The 17,063-nt window shown below is 59.9% G+C and carries 12 protein-coding genes, 2 tRNA genes and 1 pseudogene; 11 read left to right on the top strand and 4 right to left on the bottom strand.

All coding sequences use genetic code 11. The annotated features are described in order from the left end of the window. The 9 genes and pseudogenes from mutL to ACXRVY_RS05615 form a co-directional block, all read left to right on the top strand. Positions 1-382: pseudogene (mutL, locus tag ACXRVY_RS05655) on the top strand (DNA mismatch repair endonuclease MutL); the annotation flags it as partial. Further along, the gene (gene miaA, locus ACXRVY_RS05650) at positions 382-1,353 is read left to right on the top strand and encodes a tRNA (adenosine(37)-N6)-dimethylallyltransferase MiaA (RefSeq protein WP_223462522.1); all 972 of its coding nucleotides are present in this window, start codon (positions 382-384) and stop codon (positions 1,351-1,353) included. The pseudogene mutL and the gene miaA, both read left to right, overlap by 1 nt. Positions 1,354-1,446: 93 nt before the next feature. After that, positions 1,447-1,707 carry an RNA chaperone Hfq gene (gene hfq, locus ACXRVY_RS05645; RefSeq protein ID WP_007902656.1) on the top strand — a complete coding sequence of 87 codons (261 nt, stop codon included), beginning with the start codon at positions 1,447-1,449 and terminating at the stop codon, positions 1,705-1,707. Between the two features lie 12 nt (positions 1,708-1,719). Further along, a complete protein-coding gene (gene hflX / locus ACXRVY_RS05640) occupies positions 1,720-3,021 on the top strand; it encodes a ribosome rescue GTPase HflX (RefSeq protein WP_008048071.1) in 1,302 nt (433 codons plus the stop codon). 96 nt (positions 3,022-3,117) lie between these two features. After that, positions 3,118-4,293: an FtsH protease activity modulator HflK gene (gene hflK, locus ACXRVY_RS05635; protein WP_458237095.1), complete on the top strand. Its 1,176-nt coding sequence runs from the start codon at positions 3,118-3,120 to the stop codon at positions 4,291-4,293. Beyond that, complete coding sequence (gene hflC / locus ACXRVY_RS05630) at positions 4,293-5,162, top strand: protease modulator HflC (protein ID WP_057712239.1); 870 nt, start codon at positions 4,293-4,295, stop codon at positions 5,160-5,162. Before hflK ends, hflC begins: the two co-directional genes overlap by 1 nt. 310 nt (positions 5,163-5,472) lie before the next feature. Continuing rightward, positions 5,473-6,660, top strand: coding sequence for an ATP phosphoribosyltransferase regulatory subunit (locus tag ACXRVY_RS05625; RefSeq protein WP_223462524.1), 1,188 nt, complete (start codon positions 5,473-5,475; stop codon positions 6,658-6,660). A gap of 54 nt (positions 6,661-6,714) precedes the next feature. After that, positions 6,715-8,004, top strand: a complete 1,290-nt coding sequence (locus ACXRVY_RS05620; protein ID WP_046039830.1) for an adenylosuccinate synthase — start codon at positions 6,715-6,717, stop codon at positions 8,002-8,004. Between the two features lie 150 nt (positions 8,005-8,154). Then, on the top strand, positions 8,155-10,089 hold the full coding sequence (locus ACXRVY_RS05615; RefSeq protein ID WP_458237094.1) for a methyl-accepting chemotaxis protein: 1,935 nt from the start codon (positions 8,155-8,157) through the stop codon (positions 10,087-10,089). A 130-nt stretch (positions 10,090-10,219) separates the two neighbouring features. On the opposite strand, the gene ACXRVY_RS05610 is transcribed toward ACXRVY_RS05615, so the two are convergent. The 4 genes from ACXRVY_RS05610 to ACXRVY_RS05595 all read right to left on the bottom strand — a co-directional run bounded on the left by ACXRVY_RS05610 (position 10,220) and on the right by ACXRVY_RS05595 (position 13,413). Further along, the gene (locus ACXRVY_RS05610) at positions 10,220-11,776 is read right to left on the bottom strand and encodes an ABC transporter permease (protein WP_223462526.1); all 1,557 of its coding nucleotides are present in this window, start codon (positions 11,774-11,776) and stop codon (positions 10,220-10,222) included. After that, on the bottom strand, positions 11,776-12,786 hold the full coding sequence (locus ACXRVY_RS05605; RefSeq protein ID WP_223462527.1) for an extracellular solute-binding protein: 1,011 nt from the start codon (positions 12,784-12,786) through the stop codon (positions 11,776-11,778). Before ACXRVY_RS05605 ends, ACXRVY_RS05610 begins: the two co-directional genes overlap by 1 nt. A gap of 287 nt (positions 12,787-13,073) precedes the next feature. Beyond that, positions 13,074-13,160 (bottom strand) — tRNA-Leu (locus ACXRVY_RS05600). 166 nt (positions 13,161-13,326) lie between these two features. Further along, positions 13,327-13,413 (bottom strand) — tRNA-Leu (locus tag ACXRVY_RS05595). Positions 13,414-13,638: 225 nt separating this feature from the next. Here ACXRVY_RS05595 and rnr point away from each other — a divergent pair. Both rnr and rlmB read left to right on the top strand, forming a co-directional pair. Beyond that, positions 13,639-16,275, top strand: coding sequence for a ribonuclease R (gene rnr / locus ACXRVY_RS05590; protein ID WP_223462528.1), 2,637 nt, complete (start codon positions 13,639-13,641; stop codon positions 16,273-16,275). Continuing rightward, positions 16,272-17,039, top strand: a complete 768-nt coding sequence (rlmB, locus tag ACXRVY_RS05585; RefSeq protein ID WP_223462529.1) for a 23S rRNA (guanosine(2251)-2'-O)-methyltransferase RlmB — start codon at positions 16,272-16,274, stop codon at positions 17,037-17,039. The genes rnr and rlmB overlap by 4 nt, the downstream gene beginning before the upstream one ends. The last annotated feature ends 24 nt before the right edge of the window (positions 17,040-17,063 follow it).

The following is a 17,063-nucleotide window of genomic DNA, read 5'->3' as shown; positions in this document are numbered from 1 at the left end:
CGATTGCGCCGAGGAGCATGTCGCCTGGTTCCAGCGCCTGGGCTTTGAATTGCAGCGCCTGGGCCCGGAAACCCTGGCGATCCGGCAGATTCCGGCACTGCTCAAGCAGGCCGAGGCCAACCGGCTGGTCGCTGACGTCCTGGCCGACCTGATGGAGTTCGGCACCAGCGACCGCATTCAGGCGCACCTGAACGAATTGCTCGGCACCATGGCCTGCCATGGCGCGGTTCGTGCGAATCGGCGTTTGGCCCTGCCGGAAATGAACGGTCTGCTGCGTGACATGGAAAACACCGAGCGCAGCGGTCAATGCAACCATGGCCGACCGACCTGGACCCAGCTGGGCCTGGACGATCTGGACAAACTGTTCTTGCGCGGTCGTTGATGAGCCAGTTCCCACCTGCGATTTTCCTGATGGGCCCGACCGCCGCCGGCAAGACCGACCTGGCCATCGAACTCACCAAGGTCCTGCCTTGCGAGTTGATCAGCGTCGATTCGACGCTGGTCTACCGTGGCATGGACATTGGCACCGCCAAGCCTTCCAAAGAGCTGCTGGCGCAATATCCGCATCGTCTGGTCGATATTCTCGACCCGGCCGAGAGCTATTCGGCCGCGGATTTCCGCCGTGACGCCCTGGAAGCCATGGCGGAGATCACCGCACGCGGAAAAATTCCGCTGCTGGTGGGCGGCACCATGCTCTATTACAAGGCTTTGGTCGAAGGTCTGGCGGATATGCCGGCGGCCGATCCCGACGTCCGCGCGCAAATCGAAGAAGAGGCTGCACGCCTTGGCTGGCAAGCCTTGCATGAACAATTGGCGGTGATCGATCCGGAGTCTGCGGCGCGGATTCACCCGAACGATCCCCAGCGCCTCAGTCGGGCGCTGGAGGTTTATCGTGTCAGCGGTCAAAGCATGACTGCCCTGCGTTTGCAACAATCTGCGCAAAGTACTGAAGCAGCCGCTTCGGGACGGCAACAATTGCCCTATACTGTCGCGAACTTGGCCATTGCCCCGGCAAATCGCCAGGTACTGCACGAGCGAATTAAACAAAGATTCACTTTAATGTTGGAACAGGGATTCATTGACGAGGTCGTAGCCCTGCGTAAAAGAGGTGACCTGCATGCCGGGTTGCCGTCTATACGTGCAGTAGGCTACCGCCAAGTCTGGGATTACCTGGATGGCAAGCTGACACAAGCCGAGATGCAGGAGCGAGGAATCATTGCCACGCGCCAATTGGCGAAGCGTCAGTTCACCTGGCTACGCAGTTGGGCTGATTTACACTGGCTGGACAGCCTGGATTGCGACAATCTGCCACGCGCCTTGAAATACCTGGGGGCCATCTCCATATTGAGCTGAGTCCTTGCAATTGCCGTCTATCCTTGGGGGTGGGGCGGCCAAAGTCATCTGATTACCTATTTTTTATATTGAATCCTTAAAGGAGTGCGGCACATGTCAAAAGGGCATTCGCTACAAGACCCTTACTTGAATACGTTACGTAAAGAGAAAGTTGGGGTGTCCATCTATCTGGTCAACGGTATCAAACTGCAAGGCACGATCGAGTCGTTCGACCAGTTCGTTATCCTGTTGAAAAACACCGTCAGCCAGATGGTCTACAAACACGCTATCTCTACAGTGGTGCCGGTTCGTCCAATTCGTCTGCCTAGCGCAACCGAATCCGAAGCTGGTGACGCTGAGCCAGGTAACGCCTGATAGGAGTCTCCTTTGTTCTTTGAGCGCCACGGTGGTGGTGAGCGAGTAATCCTCGTTCACTTGGATGGACAGGACCCTGAGGCGCGCGAAGATCCGCAGGAGTTTCAGGAACTGGCTAATTCGGCGGGTGCCGAGACCGTCGCGTTTTTTAACGTGCCACGTCATCGGCCCACCGCCAAGACACTGATTGGCAGTGGCAAGGTCGAGGAACTGCGCGACCTGGTCAAAGCCGAACAGGCCGATCTGGTGATTTTCAATCACATTCTCACACCCAGTCAGGAGCGTAACCTCGAACGTGTTTTCGAGTGTCGCGTGATCGACCGTACCGGCCTGATTCTCGATATTTTCGCCCAGCGCGCCCGTACCCATGAAGGCAAGCTCCAGGTCGAACTGGCCCAGCTTGACCACATGAGCACCCGGCTGGTTCGTGGATGGACTCACCTTGAGCGCCAAGGTGGCGGTATCGGTATGCGTGGCCCAGGTGAAACCCAGCTGGAAACCGACCGCCGTTTGCTGCGGGTTCGCCTGCGGCAGATCAAGGGTCGGCTGGAGAAAGTACGCAGCCAGCGAGAACAGTCGCGCCGTGGCCGATCGCGTGCGGATATTCCTACCGTGTCCCTGGTGGGGTACACCAACGCCGGTAAATCCACGCTCTTCAATAACGTGACGAAATCCGACGTCTACGCAGCTGACCAATTGTTTGCCACGCTGGACCCGACCCTGCGCCGTCTGGATATAGACGATCTGGGGCCGATTGTCCTGGCGGACACTGTGGGTTTCATTCGCCACTTGCCCCACAAGCTGGTCGAAGCATTTCGGTCTACCCTCGAAGAGTCGAGTAACTCCGATCTGTTGTTGCACGTGATCGATGCGGCCGAACCGGATCGCATGTTGCAGATCGAGCAGGTAATGGTGGTGCTGGGCGAGATTGGTGCTCAGGACTTGCCGATCCTCGAGGTCTATAACAAACTCGATTTGCTTGAAGGCGTTGAGCCACAAATCCAGCGCGACGAAAACGGCAAGCCCCAACGGGTCTGGCTGTCGGCGCGTGATGGCAGTGGTCTGGAATTGCTTGAGCAAGCCATTGCCGAGTTACTGGGCAGTGATTTGTTTGTCGGTACCTTGCGCTTGCCGCAACGATTCGCTCGACTGCGTGCACAGTTCTTCGAGCTCGGTGCGGTGCAGAAAGAAGAACACGACGAAGAAGGCATCAGTTTGCTGGCCGTTCGTTTGCCCCGGGTCGAGTTGAATCGACTGGTAAGCCGCGAGGGATTGCAGCCGATGGAATTCATCGAGCAACACACTTTGCAATAAAAGCCTGAGAAAGCGGTTGTGCCGCGGTGACAGGCATTCTGTAGCATTGGTCGGCGCGCCGTGGGTGCGTCTTTGCTTTATCAGATGGAGAGCGCTATGGCTTGGAATGAGCCGGGTGGCAACTCGAATAATCAGGATCCTTGGGGTGGCAAGCGTCGTAACAACGGCGACCGCAAGGGACCACCGGATCTCGACGAGGCCTTCCGAAAGCTGCAGGAAAGCCTGAACGGTTTGTTCGGTGGCKGTAAGAAACGTGGTAGCGACGACGGCGGTGGTCCGGGCAAGAGTGGCGGCTTTGGCGGCCTGCTCGGCATCGGTCTGGTCGTGCTGGCCGCCGTTTGGCTGTACAGCRCGGTTTATGTCGTCGACGAGCAGGAGCAGGCCGTAGTGCTGCGCTTCGGCAAGTACTACGAAACCGTAGGTCCGGGCCTGAATATCTACTTCCCGCCGATCGACAGGAAGTACCTGGAAAACGTCACGCGTGAGCGTGCCTATACCAAGCAGGGCCAGATGCTGACTGAAGACGAGAACATCGTCGAAGTGCCGCTGACCGTGCAGTACAAGATCAGCAACCTGCAGGACTTCGTGCTGAGCGTCGATCAGCCGGAAATCAGCCTGCAGCACGCGACCGACAGCGCCTTGCGTCATGTGGTGGGTTCTACTGCGATGGACCAGGTGCTGACCGAAGGTCGTGAATTGATGGCCAGCGAAATCAAGGAGCGTCTGCAACGCTTCATGGATACCTACCGCACCGGTATCACCGTTACCCAGGTCAACGTACAGAGCGCAGCAGCACCGCGTGAAGTGCAGGAAGCCTTCGATGACGTGATCCGTGCCCGTGAAGACGAGCAGCGTTCGCGCAACCAGGCTGAAACCTATGCCAACGGCGTCGTGCCGGAGGCCCGTGGTCAGGCCCAGCGCATCCTTGAAGATGCCAATGGCTACCGTGACGAAACCGTCTCGCGCGCCAAGGGTGAGGCCGATCGCTTCACCAAGCTGGTCGCCGAGTACCGCAAGGCCCCTGAAGTCACCCGCCAGCGTCTGTACCTGGACACCATGCAGGAAGTCTTCAGCAACACCAGCAAGGTTCTCGTGACCGGCAACAAGAACGGCCAGAACAACCTGCTGTACCTGCCGCTGGACAAGATGGTCGAAAGTGGACGCAACACCAGCACTCCGATGAGCGGTGCGGCAGCCACCAGCAATGAAGCGAATACGCGTGCGGCAGCTGATCTGCAGCAACAGCAAGCTCGTACCAGGGAGAGTCGCTGATGAGCAATAAATCGCTGATCGCCCTTATTGTCGGCGTCGTCGTGGCGATCGCTGCCTGGAACTGCTTCTACATCGTGGCTCAGACCGAGCGTGCGGTGTTGCTGCAGTTCGGTCGCGTGGTCCAGACCGATGTTCAGCCAGGCCTGCATGTGAAAGTGCCTTACGTCAACCAGGTGCGTAAATTCGACGCACGCCTGATGACGCTGGACGCACCGACACAACGCTTCCTGACGCTGGAAAAGAAAGCCGTGATGGTCGATGCCTTCGCCAAGTGGCGCGTGAAGGACGCAGAGCGTTACTACACCGCGACTTCCGGCCTCAAGCAGATCGCCGAYGAGCGTCTGTCTCGCCGTCTGGAATCGGGCCTGCGTGACCAGTTCGGTAAGCGCACCTTGCACGAGGTGGTGTCGGGTGAACGTGATGCGCTGATGGCGGATATCACGGCTTCGCTGAACAAGATGGCTGAAAAGGAACTGGGCATCGAAGTTGTCGATGTTCGGGTCAAGACCATCGACCTGCCGAAAGAAGTGAACCGCAGCGTGTTCGAGCGTATGAGCACCGAGCGTGAGCGTGAAGCTCGTGAGCATCGTGCCAAGGGTAACGAGCTGGCCGAAGGCATTCGAGCCGACGCCGATCGTCAGCGCCGCGTGCTGCTGGCTGAGGCCTATCGTGAATCCGAGGAGGTTCGCGGTGACGGTGATGCCCAGGCCGCTGCGATCTATTCCAAGGCCTACGGTCAGGATCAGGAGTTCTACGCGTTCTATCGTAGCCTGCGCGCCTACCGTGAAAGCTTCGCGAACAAATCCGACGTCATGGTCCTCGACCCAAGCAGCGACTTCTTCCACTACCTGGAAAAAGCCAAGCCTTGATACGACGTTGACCTGAATCCTCCCGCCGGGCGGCTAAAACCTCTGGCGGGGTGATCCTTTGGGAAAACGTGTGTATGATGCGGCAGCCGGGAAATTCCCGGCTTTTTTGCGTCTGCATGTTTGATTGCTGTTTTTAAGCAGATGCCGGGCCGATGGGCTCGACAGTTTTTCGAGGAAAGTGGTCAGCGAAGCCGGTAGAAGGGCTTTTCGCTCCGTCGCTCATGCGCGTGGTTTGCGCACAAGCTGATCATTTTCTGCTTCACTCAAGGATCGCCGACAGGTTGGTCGCCCGGATATAGGGGAAGGCGTAATGGCAACGGTAGACCGCTGGCTTCTGCCAGATGGCATCGAAGAAGTACTGCCACCGGAAGCTGCGCGCATTGAAGTCGCGCGTCGTCAGGTGTTGGATCTGTTCCAGGGCTGGGGTTACGAGTTTGTCGTGACTCCCCATATCGAGTACCTGGAATCCCTGCTGACCGGCGCGGGCCAGGACCTGGATCTGCGCACTTTCAAGGTCATCGACCCGCAATCGGGCCGTCAGATGGGTTTCCGTGCCGACATCACGCCGCAAGTGGCGCGCATCGATGCGCATACCCTGCGTCGTGAAGGCCCAAGCCGCCTGTGCTATGCCGGTAGTGTCCTGCACGCCCAGCCTCGCGCCTTGTCGTCCTCGCGCAGCCCGATTCAACTGGGTGCCGAGTTGTACGGCGACGGCAGTCCGAGCAGCGACGTCGAAGTCATCAGCCTGATGCTGGCCATGCTGCAACTGGCCGATGTGTCGGATGTGCACATGGACCTCGGCCATGTCGGTATCTACCGTGGCCTGGCCCGCGCTGCCGGTTTGTCCGGTGAAGTCGAGCAACAGTTGTTCGATGCTTTGCAACGCAAGGCCATCGATGAGGTCATTACCTTGACCGAGGGCTTGCCTGCCGATCTGTCGGGCATGCTGCGCGCGTTGGTCGATCTGTGTGGCGGCCGTGAAGTGCTGGCTGCGGCCCGCGAGCGTCTGGCCAAGGCGCCTGCACCTGTTCTGACCGCGCTGGACGACTTGCTGGCGATTGCCGAGCGGCTGTCCGTGCGTTTCCCTGAGCTGCCGCTGTATTTCGACCTGGGCGAGCTGCGTGGCTACCACTACCACACCGGTGTAGTGTTCGCCGTGTTCGTGCCGGGTGTTGGCCAGTCCATTGCCCAGGGCGGTCGCTACGACGACATCGGCGCCGACTTYGGTCGCGCGCGTCCGGCAACCGGTTTCTCTACTGATTTGAAAACCCTGGTGACCCTGGGGCGTGCTGAGATCGAGCTACCGTCTGGCGGTATCTGGATGCCTGACAGTACGGATGCAGCACTCTGGCAGCAGGTTTGCCAGTTGCGCAGTGAGGGTCAGCGTGTCGTTCAGGCTTTGCCTGGACAACCTTTGGCCGCCGCCCGTGAAGCGGACTGCGACCGGCAATTGATTCAGCAGAACGGGCTTTGGCAAGTTTCGCCACTGGCTTCTTGAGTTTTCCTGCCGGCCGCCGCCGGCACCAAGTTTGCGCGAATGAGGACAAGTGTTATGGGTAAGAATGTCGTAGTCCTGGGCACCCAATGGGGTGATGAGGGCAAAGGCAAGATCGTTGATCTGCTGACCGAACATGCTGCCGCCGTAGTGCGTTACCAAGGTGGCCACAACGCTGGCCACACTCTGGTGATCGACGGCGAGAAGACCGTCTTGCACCTGATCCCGTCGGGCGTGCTGCGCGAAGGCGTGCAGTGCCTGATCGGCAACGGCGTGGTGGTTGCACCTGACGCCCTGCTGCGCGAGATCACCAAGCTGGAAGAAAAAGGTGTGCCGGTGCGCGAGCGCCTGCGTATCAGCCCGTCCTGCCCGCTGATCCTGTCCTTCCACGTAGCGCTGGATCAGGCTCGTGAAAAGGCCCGTGGCGAGCTGAAGATCGGTACCACCGGTCGCGGCATCGGCCCGGCCTATGAAGACAAGGTTGCACGTCGTGGCCTGCGTGTGGGCGACCTGCTCAACATGCCGCGCTTTGAAGACAAGCTGCGTGAACTGGTGGATTACCACAACTTCATGCTGGTGGGTTACTACAAAGAGCCAGCCATCGAATTCGACAAGACCCTGGCCGAATGCAAAGAATACGCTGAGCTGCTCAAGCCGCTGATGCTGGACGTGACTGCCGAGTTGCACGACCTGCGTCGCGCTGGCAAGGACATCATGTTCGAAGGCGCCCAGGGTTCGTTGCTGGACATCGACCACGGCACCTACCCGTACGTGACCAGCTCTAACACCACCGCTGGCGGCGTTGCTACCGGTTCGGGTGTTGGCCCCATGTTCCTGGACTACATCCTGGGCATCACCAAGGCTTACACCACGCGTGTAGGTTCGGGTCCATTCCCGACGGAGCTGTTCGACGAAGTCGGCGCGCACCTGGCTAAACAAGGTCACGAGTTCGGCGCGACTACCGGCCGTGCTCGTCGTTGTGGCTGGTTCGACGCTGTTATCCTGCGTCGCGCTATCGATGTGAACAGCATCTCGGGCATCTGCCTGACCAAGCTGGACGTGCTCGACGGTCTGGAAACCATCAACATCTGCGTCGGCTACAAAGATGCAGAAGGCAAGGCCGTTGCCCCGACTGATGCTGACAGCTACGTGGGCCTGCAGCCTGTGTACGAAGAAGTGCCGGGCTGGACCGAATCGACCGTGGGCGCCAAAACCCTGGAAGAGCTGCCAGCTAACGCCCGTGCTTACATCAAGCGCGTCGAAGAGCTGATCGGCGCGCCGATCGACATTATTTCGACGGGCCCGGACCGCAACGAAACCATCGTCCTGCGCCATCCGTTTGCTTGATAAGTTGTTGATGTAAAACACAAAGGCCCCTTAATTGGGGCCTTTGTCGTTTATGTCTGTTGGACGGCATGACCTTTGCTATTAGCTTTGCCTAAAACGTCACTTTTGGCGTGCCATCAATTTAATGGCGCTTTTGCAGAGGGATATCAAGTGTCGGCCGTTCTCTCATTGTTACAAAGCCGTTTGTTGCGGYCCGTGTTCGTTACCCTTGGTATCGCCCTTTTGGTGCAGGTGCTGGTAGCTGTCGCTCTGACCCGGAGCACGGTGACCGCGCTGGAGGCCGATCTGGGCATGCGCCTGGGTGCAGACAGCCAAAAGCTTTCCGCTGAGCTTGAGCAGGCGGGGCGCGAAGTCACGTCGAGCCTCGACAGTCTCTCCACCAGTACCCGCCAGCGCCTGACAGCCGGTTTGTCCTCGCGACTGAAGGATGAGCAGGCGCAGTTGCGCGCAACGCTGGAAAAAGACCTGAAGGACTCCGCTAGCGACATGGCGCAGCTTCTGGCTTCCGTCGCGCCCCGCGCCATGTGGGACAACGACGTCCCGACGCTTTCCGAATTCGCCCGCCGGGCCCAGCGCAATCCCAATGTGCTGTTCGTGGTGTATGACGACGCTACCGGCCAGCACCTGACACGCTACCTCAACCGGGAAAACCCGATCAACAAGGCGCTGCTGGAAAAAGGCCAGGGCGAGCGGGCGCTCGACAAGGTGCTGGATGCGGCGAAGAACGATCCTTCGGTCTTCTACACCGAGGCTTCGATCAATCCCAATGGCGTGGAAATCGGCAAGGTCCTGATGGGAGTCTCGACCGCTTCGGTGGAGACCGATCTCACGGCCCTGGACAAGCGTTTCTCGGCCTTGATCGCCGGCAGCGATCAACTGGTGGGTGACAGTCTGAAAGGCGCGGCGGCTGACAGCGCAACGGCCATGCGCTCGCGCCTGCAGTCGGCGCAGTCCACGGCGGCTGAAATGAAGGCCAACACTACCGGCACCGTGCAGGAAGCTGCTGCGACATTGCGCTGGCGCATTGGCGTATGCCTGGCGGTGGTGGGTTTTGGTGTCCTGCTGTTGTTGGCGGTGGTCCTCGGTCGCCGAGTGGTCAATCGCCTGAAAATGCTGATCGTAGCCATGGATGACCTGGCGGCGGGTGAGGGCGATCTGACCAAGCGCGTGCAGATCAACAGCAAGGATGAAATCGGCGACATGGCCTCGGCGGTCAATCGCTTTGTGGACAAGTTACAGCCGATCGTGCGCGAGGCGGGCGATGTAGCCCAGCGTACCGGTGTGGAAATCGGTGCCATGACCTTGCGCAATGCCGGTGCGGATGCGGCGGCTGGCATGCAGCGCGACGAGGTGGCGGAGAGTTTGCGCGCACTGTCGCAAATGGCTGATGAGGCGCAGTCGGAAAGCCACGCYATGCAGGCGGCGCTCAAGCAAGTCGTGGACATTCGCCAGGCCACCGATGAAAACACCCGCACCTCGGCGAAAGTCGGCAGCCTGATCGAGGAGCTGGCGGGTCAGGTCAATACCGGGGCTCAAGTCATCGAGCGCCTGGCGCAGCAAAGTGAGCAGATTGAGGTGGTGCTGACGGTGATCCACGGCATCGCCGAGCAGACCAACCTGCTGGCGCTGAACGCGGCCATCGAAGCGGCGCGTGCCGGCGAGACCGGGCGCGGGTTTGCGGTGGTGGCTGACGAGGTGCGGGCGCTGGCGAGCAAGACGCAGAGCTCCACCGGCGATATTCAGGCGCACATCGTGGCGTTGCAGCAAGGTGCGCGTGAGGCGGTGGCGGCGATCGGTCAGGCCGGGCGCCAGGCCAGTGAGGGTTTGCTGGTGTTGCGTGACAGTGCTCGGTTGCAGCAGTCGGTGCAGGCGTCCGTCGAGCAGGTTCATGCGGCGATCGGTTTGGCCACCCAGGCCGCGGCGCATCAGGCTCAGGGCGCACAGGCGGTGCGGGGGAGGGTCCAGACTATTCACGCCCAGGCCGAGAAGGCGGCGCAAGCTGTCGTGGAGACCACGGCGAGCGGTAAGGTGCTGGATGGCCTGGCGGCGCAATTGAAGGCGAGCCTGGGGCAGTTCAGGGCTTAATGCTTTGTCAGGGATGGCCTCATCGCGAGCAAGCTCGCACAATGATGGTTGGCGGGCACGAAAATTGTGGGCGCCTCAGATCAAATGAGGGAGCGAGCTTGCTCCGGGCGGCGATCCGACGATGGCGGTCTCAACGGCTCAGATACATTCGGGTCGTCAGCAGATAGACCGGCAACCCCGACACCAGAATCAACAACGCCGCATAAGGCGCCGCCGCCGCAAATTCCACATTCGCCGTATGCGCCCAGACTTCCGTCGCCAACGTGTTCAGCCCGGTCGGGCTCAGCAGCAGGGTCGCCGTCAGCTCTTTCATTGCATCCAGGAATACCAGCGCAAATGCCGCACCCAAGGCCGGGAAAATAATCGGCAACGTCACCCGGCAAAACGCGCTGAGCGATGACGCGCCCAGTGTGCGTGCCGCCTCCTCAAGTTGCGGCGCCGCCTTGTTCAAGGCGGTGCGGATCGGTGCCTGGGCCAGCGGTAGAAACAGCAGGGCATAGGCGATCAGCAGCAATGCCGAAGTCTGGTAAAGCATCGGCACGTAGTGCAGGGCGAAATACACCAGGGCCAGGGCAATGACCAGCCCCGGCAGGGCGTGCAGCAGATATGGCAGGCGCTCGGCCCAGATCGCCAGTTGGCCTTTGTAGCGCACGACCAGCAGACCGACCGGCACCGCCAGCACCAGGCACAGTGCAGCGCCACCCAGCGACAGTGCGAGGGATGACATCAATGCCTCGCCGATTGCCGCCACGGGAAAGGCGGCCGATGATCCCACCGCCAACCAGTAGGCCAGCATGCCCAGCGGAATTCCGCTGCCAATGATTGCCAACAGCAGGCAATACAGCTGTCCCGCCACGGCCCAGGGGCCCAGTTGAACCTGTTCCGCGCGTCGCGCCGCACCTTGGCCGGTGCGTACGTGTCGACCCTTGCCGCGCACGCGCAGCTCCAGCCACAGCAGCGCCAGGCACAACATCAGCAGTACGGCGGAGAGCATCGCGGCGTTGGCATTGCTGAACTCCAGTTCGAACTGCTGATAGATCGCCGTGGTGAAGGTTTGCAGGCCGATGATCGACAAGGCGCCGAACTCCACCAGCATGTGCAGTGCAATCAGCAACGAACCCGCCAGCAGCGAAGGCCAGAGCAGGGGTAGGGTGACCTTGAAAAATACGCCCCAGCGATTTTGCCCCAGCGTGCGCGCGGACTCTTCGAGGGATGGGTCAAGGTTGCGCAGCGTTGCCGCCACGGGCAGGAAAATCAGCGGGTACTTGGACAGGCTCATCACCAGGATAGCCCCGCCAAGTCCCTCGAAATGAGCGCTGAGCGAAACCCAGGTGAAGCTGCTGACAAATGCCGGAACGGCGAACGGCAGGCAGAGGATCACGCCCCACAATCGTCGGCCCGGCAAATTACTGCGTTCCAGCAACCAGGCCAGCGACAAGCCGATTACCCCGCAAACAGCGGTGACCCCAATCATCAGTGCGAGTGTGTTGCGCAGCAAGCCGAATACATAAGGTCGCCATAGCAAATGCAGTGCTTCTGCCCAGCCCGCCTGCCAGGCTTTCAGGCCGACATACAGCAGAGGCAGGAGGCTGAGCGCCACCAACAGCAACACGGGCAGTATCAGCCAGATAGACGGCCGCTTGCGCCGTGGCGCGTACGCGTGATGCGCGGACAGTGAGGCACCCATCAATTCAGGCCAACGTCACGTTCCAGGTCCAGCGCTTCTTCGGCGTTGCCGAGGTCGGCAGGCGTGACTTTGGGTGCTTCCAGTTCGCTGAACGGCTTGAGCCCGCGATCAGATTCCATGCCTTTGTGCAGAGGGTACTCGGCGGTGGTCTGGGTGATCACACGCTGGCCTTCCTCGCTGGCCATGTAGGCGAGCAATTGCTGTGCTTCTTTGGGGTGTTTGCTGGATTTGAGGACTGCGGCGCTGGAAACTGTGATCAGTCCGCCGACATCGCCGCCGGTGAAGTAATGCAGTTTCGAATCGAGCTGGCCTTTTTCGCGCTGCAGGGCGAACCAGTAGTAGTTGTTCACCAGCACGGTGGCGACTTCGCCATTTTCCACCGCTTTCAATGCAACCATGTTATTGCTGTAGGTCTTGCCGAATGCGCGCAGTCCGGTCAGCCATTCTTCGGCAGCATCCATGCCGTGAACTTTGATGATCGCGACGGCTTGTTCCTGAAAGGCACCACTGGTGGGCACGAAGCCGACCTTGCCTTGCCATTTTGGATTGGCGAACTCCATCACCGACTTCGGCAGGTCTTTTTCATCGACCAGTTTCGGGTTGTAGGCCACAACGCGTACCCGGGCGGTCACGCCAATCCAGGTGCCATTGCCGGCGACGTATTCCTTGGGCAGAACGGCCAGCGTGGCGTCATCCGCCTTGGCCAGCAGGCCTTGTTCGCCGAGTTTGTTCAGTGGCGGCGACTCTTCGGTGTAGATCACATCGGCGGGAGAGCGATCGCCTTCTTCGACGATCTGGCTGGCGAGCTGGTTGCTGCTGCCTTTGCGCACATTGACGTGGATCCCGGTCTTGGCTTCGAAAGCTTTGGCAACCGCGTCGCCGACTTCTTTGTGTTGGCCGTTGTAGAGGGTCAGGGCAACCGGGTCGGCGGCTTGGGTGAGGGGAGTGGCGAGCGCCAGGCCGAGCAGGGTAATGGTCAGGCCACGGCGCAGGGTATTTCGAAACATCATTCGCAGGGTTCCTCACTGTCGCATTGCAAAAACTTGCAACAATGATAAACGATATTGTTTCTCAAATGCGCCGATAAATCCCGTAGGAGCGAGCTTGCTCGCGATGGGCGTGAACGAAGACGCGTTCTGTCTGCTAACAAGTGTCACCCTTGAGTGCATCGTCGGAACGCCGCCCGGAGCAAGCTCGCTCCTACAGAGGGGGCGTGTTGCTTTTCAGAAGGCAGAAACGCAAAAACCCGCTTTCGCGGGTTTTTGTGAAATCCAAGGTCGTAACCTTGAATTTGAATTGGTGCCCAGAAGAAGACTCGAACTTCCACGACCTTGCGGTCACCAGCACCTGAAGCTGGCGTGTCTACCAATTTCACCATCTGGGCATTCATCTTCAGCGTTGCCGCTGTTGATGTGGCGCACTATACGGAGAGCTATTTGATCTGTAAACCCCTGATTTCAAATTAATAAACCAATGGTCAAAAATGCAAAAACCCGCTTTCGCGGGTTTTTGTGTGAGCCTTGAAATTGAACTAATCTCAAGCTCGAAATTGGTGCCCAGAAGAAGACTCGAACTTCCACGACCTTGCGGTCACCAGCACCTGAAGCTGGCGTGTCTACCAATTTCACCATCTGGGCAGTATCGGCAACGTTGTCCGTCGTCGATGGCGCGCACTATACGGAGCGTCTTTTTAACTGTAAACCCCCGGGATCAAAAAAACCTGGAAAATTTCGCCAGCGGCCTTCAAAACAGCTTTGCGATGTCGATACAGGGCTTTAGATGGGTCGTCTTAGCCTGAAATTTCCCGTTTCATTACGCCTATGCCAAACTAACCCGCATATAGACAAGGTGAAAACTCTCTAATGGCCGATTGGCAGTCCCTCGATCCCGAGGCCGCTCGTGAAGCGGAAAAATACGAAAACCCTATTCCTAGCCGTGAACTGATCCTTCAGCACCTTGCTGATAGAGGTTCGCCTGCTAACCGCGAGCAACTGGTCGAAGAGTTTGGTCTGACCACGGAAGACCAGATCGAAGCCCTGCGCCGCCGCCTGCGCGCCATGGAGCGCGATGCTCAACTCATCTACACCCGACGCGGCACTTATGCGCCGGTGGACAAGCTCGACCTGATCCTGGGTCGCATCAGCGGTCACCGTGATGGCTTCGGCTTCCTGGTGCCGGACGACGGCAGTGACGACCTGTTCATGAGCCCGGCGCAGATGCGCCTGGTGTTTGACGGTGACCGTGCCCTGGCGCGGGTTTCCGGCCTGGATCGTCGCGGTCGCCGTGAAGGCATGATCGTTGAAGTGGTGTCCCGGGCTCACGAGAGCATCGTCGGCCGCTACTTTGAAGAGGGTGGCATCGGTTTCGTGGTTGCCGACAACCCGAAAATCCAGCAGGAAGTGCTGGTCACGCCGGGTCGTAACGCCAACGCGCAGATCGGTCAGTTCGTCGAAGTGAAGATCACTCACTGGCCGACGCCACGCTTCCAGCCGCAAGGCGACGTGGTTGAGGTCGTGGGCAACTACATGGCGCCGGGCATGGAGATCGATGTCGCCCTGCGTACCTACGACATTCCTCACGTCTGGCCCGATGCTGTGCTCAAGGAAGCCGGCAAGCTCAAGCCGGAAGTCGAAGAAAAGGACAAAGAGAAGCGCATCGACCTGCGCCATCTGCCGTTCGTCACCATCGACGGCGAAGATGCCCGCGACTTCGACGATGCGGTCTACTGTGAAGCCCGTCCGGGCAAGCTGCGCCTGTTCTCGGGCGGCTGGAAGCTGTACGTGGCGATTGCCGACGTATCCAGCTACGTGAAGCTCGGTTCGGCGCTGGATGCCGAAGCGCAGGTTCGCGGCAACTCGGTGTACTTCCCTGAACGCGTGATCCCGATGCTGCCTGAGCAGCTGTCCAACGGTTTGTGCTCGTTGAACCCGCAAGTCGATCGCCTGGCCATGGTTTGCGAGATGACCATCTCCAAATCCGGCGAAATGACCGACTACTGCTTCTACGAAGCGGTGATCCACTCCCATGCCCGCCTGACCTACAACAAGGTCAGCGCCATGCTGGAAACGCCGAAAGCCACCGAAGCTCGCAAGCTGCGCGGCGAATACACCGACGTGGTGCCGCACCTCAAGCAGCTCTACTCGCTGTACAAGGTGTTGCTGGCGGCTCGTCATGTGCGTGGCGCGATCGATTTCGAAACCCAGGAAACCCGGATCATCTTCGGTACCGAGCGCAAGATTGCCGAAATCCGTCCGACCGTGCGCAATGACGCTCACAAGCTGATCGAGGAATGCATGCTGGCGGCCAACGTGGCTACCGCGGAATTCCTGAAAAAGCACGAAATCCCGGCGCTGTACCGCGTTCACGATGGTCCGCCACCGGAGCGACTGGAAAAGCTGCGCGCCTTCCTTGGCGAGCTCGGCCTGTCCCTGCACAAAGGCAAGGATGGTCCGTCGCCGAAGGATTACCAGGCACTGCTGGCCGGTATCAAGGATCGTCCGGATTTCCACCTGATCCAGACCGTCATGCTGCGCTCGTTGAGCCAGGCGGTGTACAGCGCCGATAACCAGGGCCACTTCGGCCTGAATTACGAAGCCTATACCCACTTCACCTCGCCGATCCGCCGTTACCCGGACTTGCTCACGCACCGGGCGATTCGCAGCGTGATCCATTCGAAGCAGAACACCCCGCACGTTCGTCGTGCTGGTGCGATGACCATTCCGAAGGCGCGCATCTATCCGTATGACGAGGCGGCCCTGGAGCAGCTCGGCGAGCAGTGCTCGATGAGCGAGCGCCGTGCCGATGAAGCGACTCGCGACGTGGTGAACTGGCTCAAGTGCGAGTTCATGAAAGACCGCGTGGGCGAATCGTTCCCGGGTGTGATCACCGCAGTGACCGGTTTTGGTCTGTTCGTCGAGTTGACCGATATCTACGTCGAAGGCCTGGTGCACGTCACCGCGCTGCCGGGCGATTACTACCACTTCGATCCTGTGCACCATCGCCTGGCCGGTGAGCGTACCGGTCGCAGTTTCCGCCTGGGTGACACCGTGGAAGTGCGGGTCATGCGCGTCGACCTCGACGAACGCAAGATCGACTTCGAGATGGCCGAGAAAACCATCAGTGCGCCGATCGGTCGCAAAAAACGTGGTACCGAAACGGCGGCACCTGCGGCGCCTTCTACTAAAACAGTCGCAGAACCGGCCCCGGCGAAAACCGGTCGTCGTCCTGCCAAGGAAAAAGCGGTCGAGGCCTATCGCCCGAGCGATGCGGCGGCGAAAAACGCCGAAGTGCGCAAAAGCCGTGAAATGAAACAGGCGTTGCTGGCCGGTGCGAAAAGCGGCGGTAAAGCGGCGTCTGGGGGAAAGACCAGTCGGTCGGCGCCTGACAAGGCTGTCGGCGGCAAGCCAGCCAAACCGAGCAAACATCGTAAAGGCCCGCCAAAAGCGGGCTCGGCTCCAGCCAAGAGTGGCGGGGCGCGTAAACCTAAGGCCAAGCCATGAGTCAGTTGGAAAAGATCTACGGCGTACATGCTGTAGAAGCGTTGTTGCGTCACCACCCGAAACGCGTGAAGCAGATCTGGCTGGCCGAAGGTCGCAATGACCCTCGGGTCCAGACGCTGATTGAGCTGGCGAACGAAAACCGGGTCCAGGTCGGCCAGGCCGAGCGCCGCGAAATGGACGCCTGGGTCGAAGGTGTACACCAGGGTGTGGTCGCGGACGTGAGTCCGAGCCAGGTCTGGGGCGAGGCGATGCTCGACGAGCTGCTCGATCGCACCGACGGCGCGCCGTTGTTGCTGGTGCTCGACGGCGTGACCGATCCGCACAACCTCGGCGCCTGCCTGCGTTCGGCCGATGCGGCGGGTGCGCTGGCAGTGATCGTGCCGAAGGACAAGTCAGCGACCCTGACTCCGGTTGTACGAAAAATCGCCTGCGGCGCGGCGGAAGTGATTCCGCTGGTTGCCGTGACCAACCTGGCGCGCACCCTGGAAAAGCTCCAGCAGCGCGGCTTGTGGGTTGTCGGTACGGCGGGGGAGGCCGAAGTCAGTCTTTATGACCAAGACCTCACTGGCCCGACCATCCTGATCATGGGTGCCGAAGGCAAGGGCATGCGTCGCCTGACCCGCGAACATTGCGACTACCTGGTGAATCTGCCGATGGCCGGTAGTGTCAGCAGTCTCAACGTTTCCGTGGCGACGGGGGTCTGTCTGTTCGAAGCGCAGCGCCAGCGCGCCGTCAAAGCCAAGGCTGCCGTCAAGAAGTCCTGACCTGCTGCAAATCTCCTGTGGGAG

Source organism: Pseudomonas sp. P5_A2_2, from assembly GCF_054177685.1.
Note: the sequence above shows the minus strand (reverse complement) of the source record. Positions and strands in the feature narration are given on the sequence as shown.

What these genes read in the sequence shown, in the direction of transcription:
- miaA (WP_223462522.1), top strand. Translation starts at nt 382, where the DNA reads ATGAGCCAGTTCCCACCTGCGATTTTCCTGATGGGCCCGACCGCCGCC.
- hfq (WP_007902656.1), top strand. Translation starts at nt 1,447, where the DNA reads ATGTCAAAAGGGCATTCGCTACAAGACCCTTACTTGAATACGTTACGT.
- ACXRVY_RS05620 (WP_046039830.1), top strand. Translation starts at nt 6,715, where the DNA reads ATGGGTAAGAATGTCGTAGTCCTGGGCACCCAATGGGGTGATGAGGGC.
- ACXRVY_RS05610 (WP_223462526.1), bottom strand. Translation starts at nt 11,776, where the DNA reads ATGGGTGCCTCACTGTCCGCGCATCACGCGTACGCGCCACGGCGCAAG.
- ACXRVY_RS05605 (WP_223462527.1), bottom strand. Translation starts at nt 12,786, where the DNA reads ATGATGTTTCGAAATACCCTGCGCCGTGGCCTGACCATTACCCTGCTC.
- rnr (WP_223462528.1), top strand. Translation starts at nt 13,639, where the DNA reads ATGGCCGATTGGCAGTCCCTCGATCCCGAGGCCGCTCGTGAAGCGGAA.
- rlmB (WP_223462529.1), top strand. Translation starts at nt 16,272, where the DNA reads ATGAGTCAGTTGGAAAAGATCTACGGCGTACATGCTGTAGAAGCGTTG.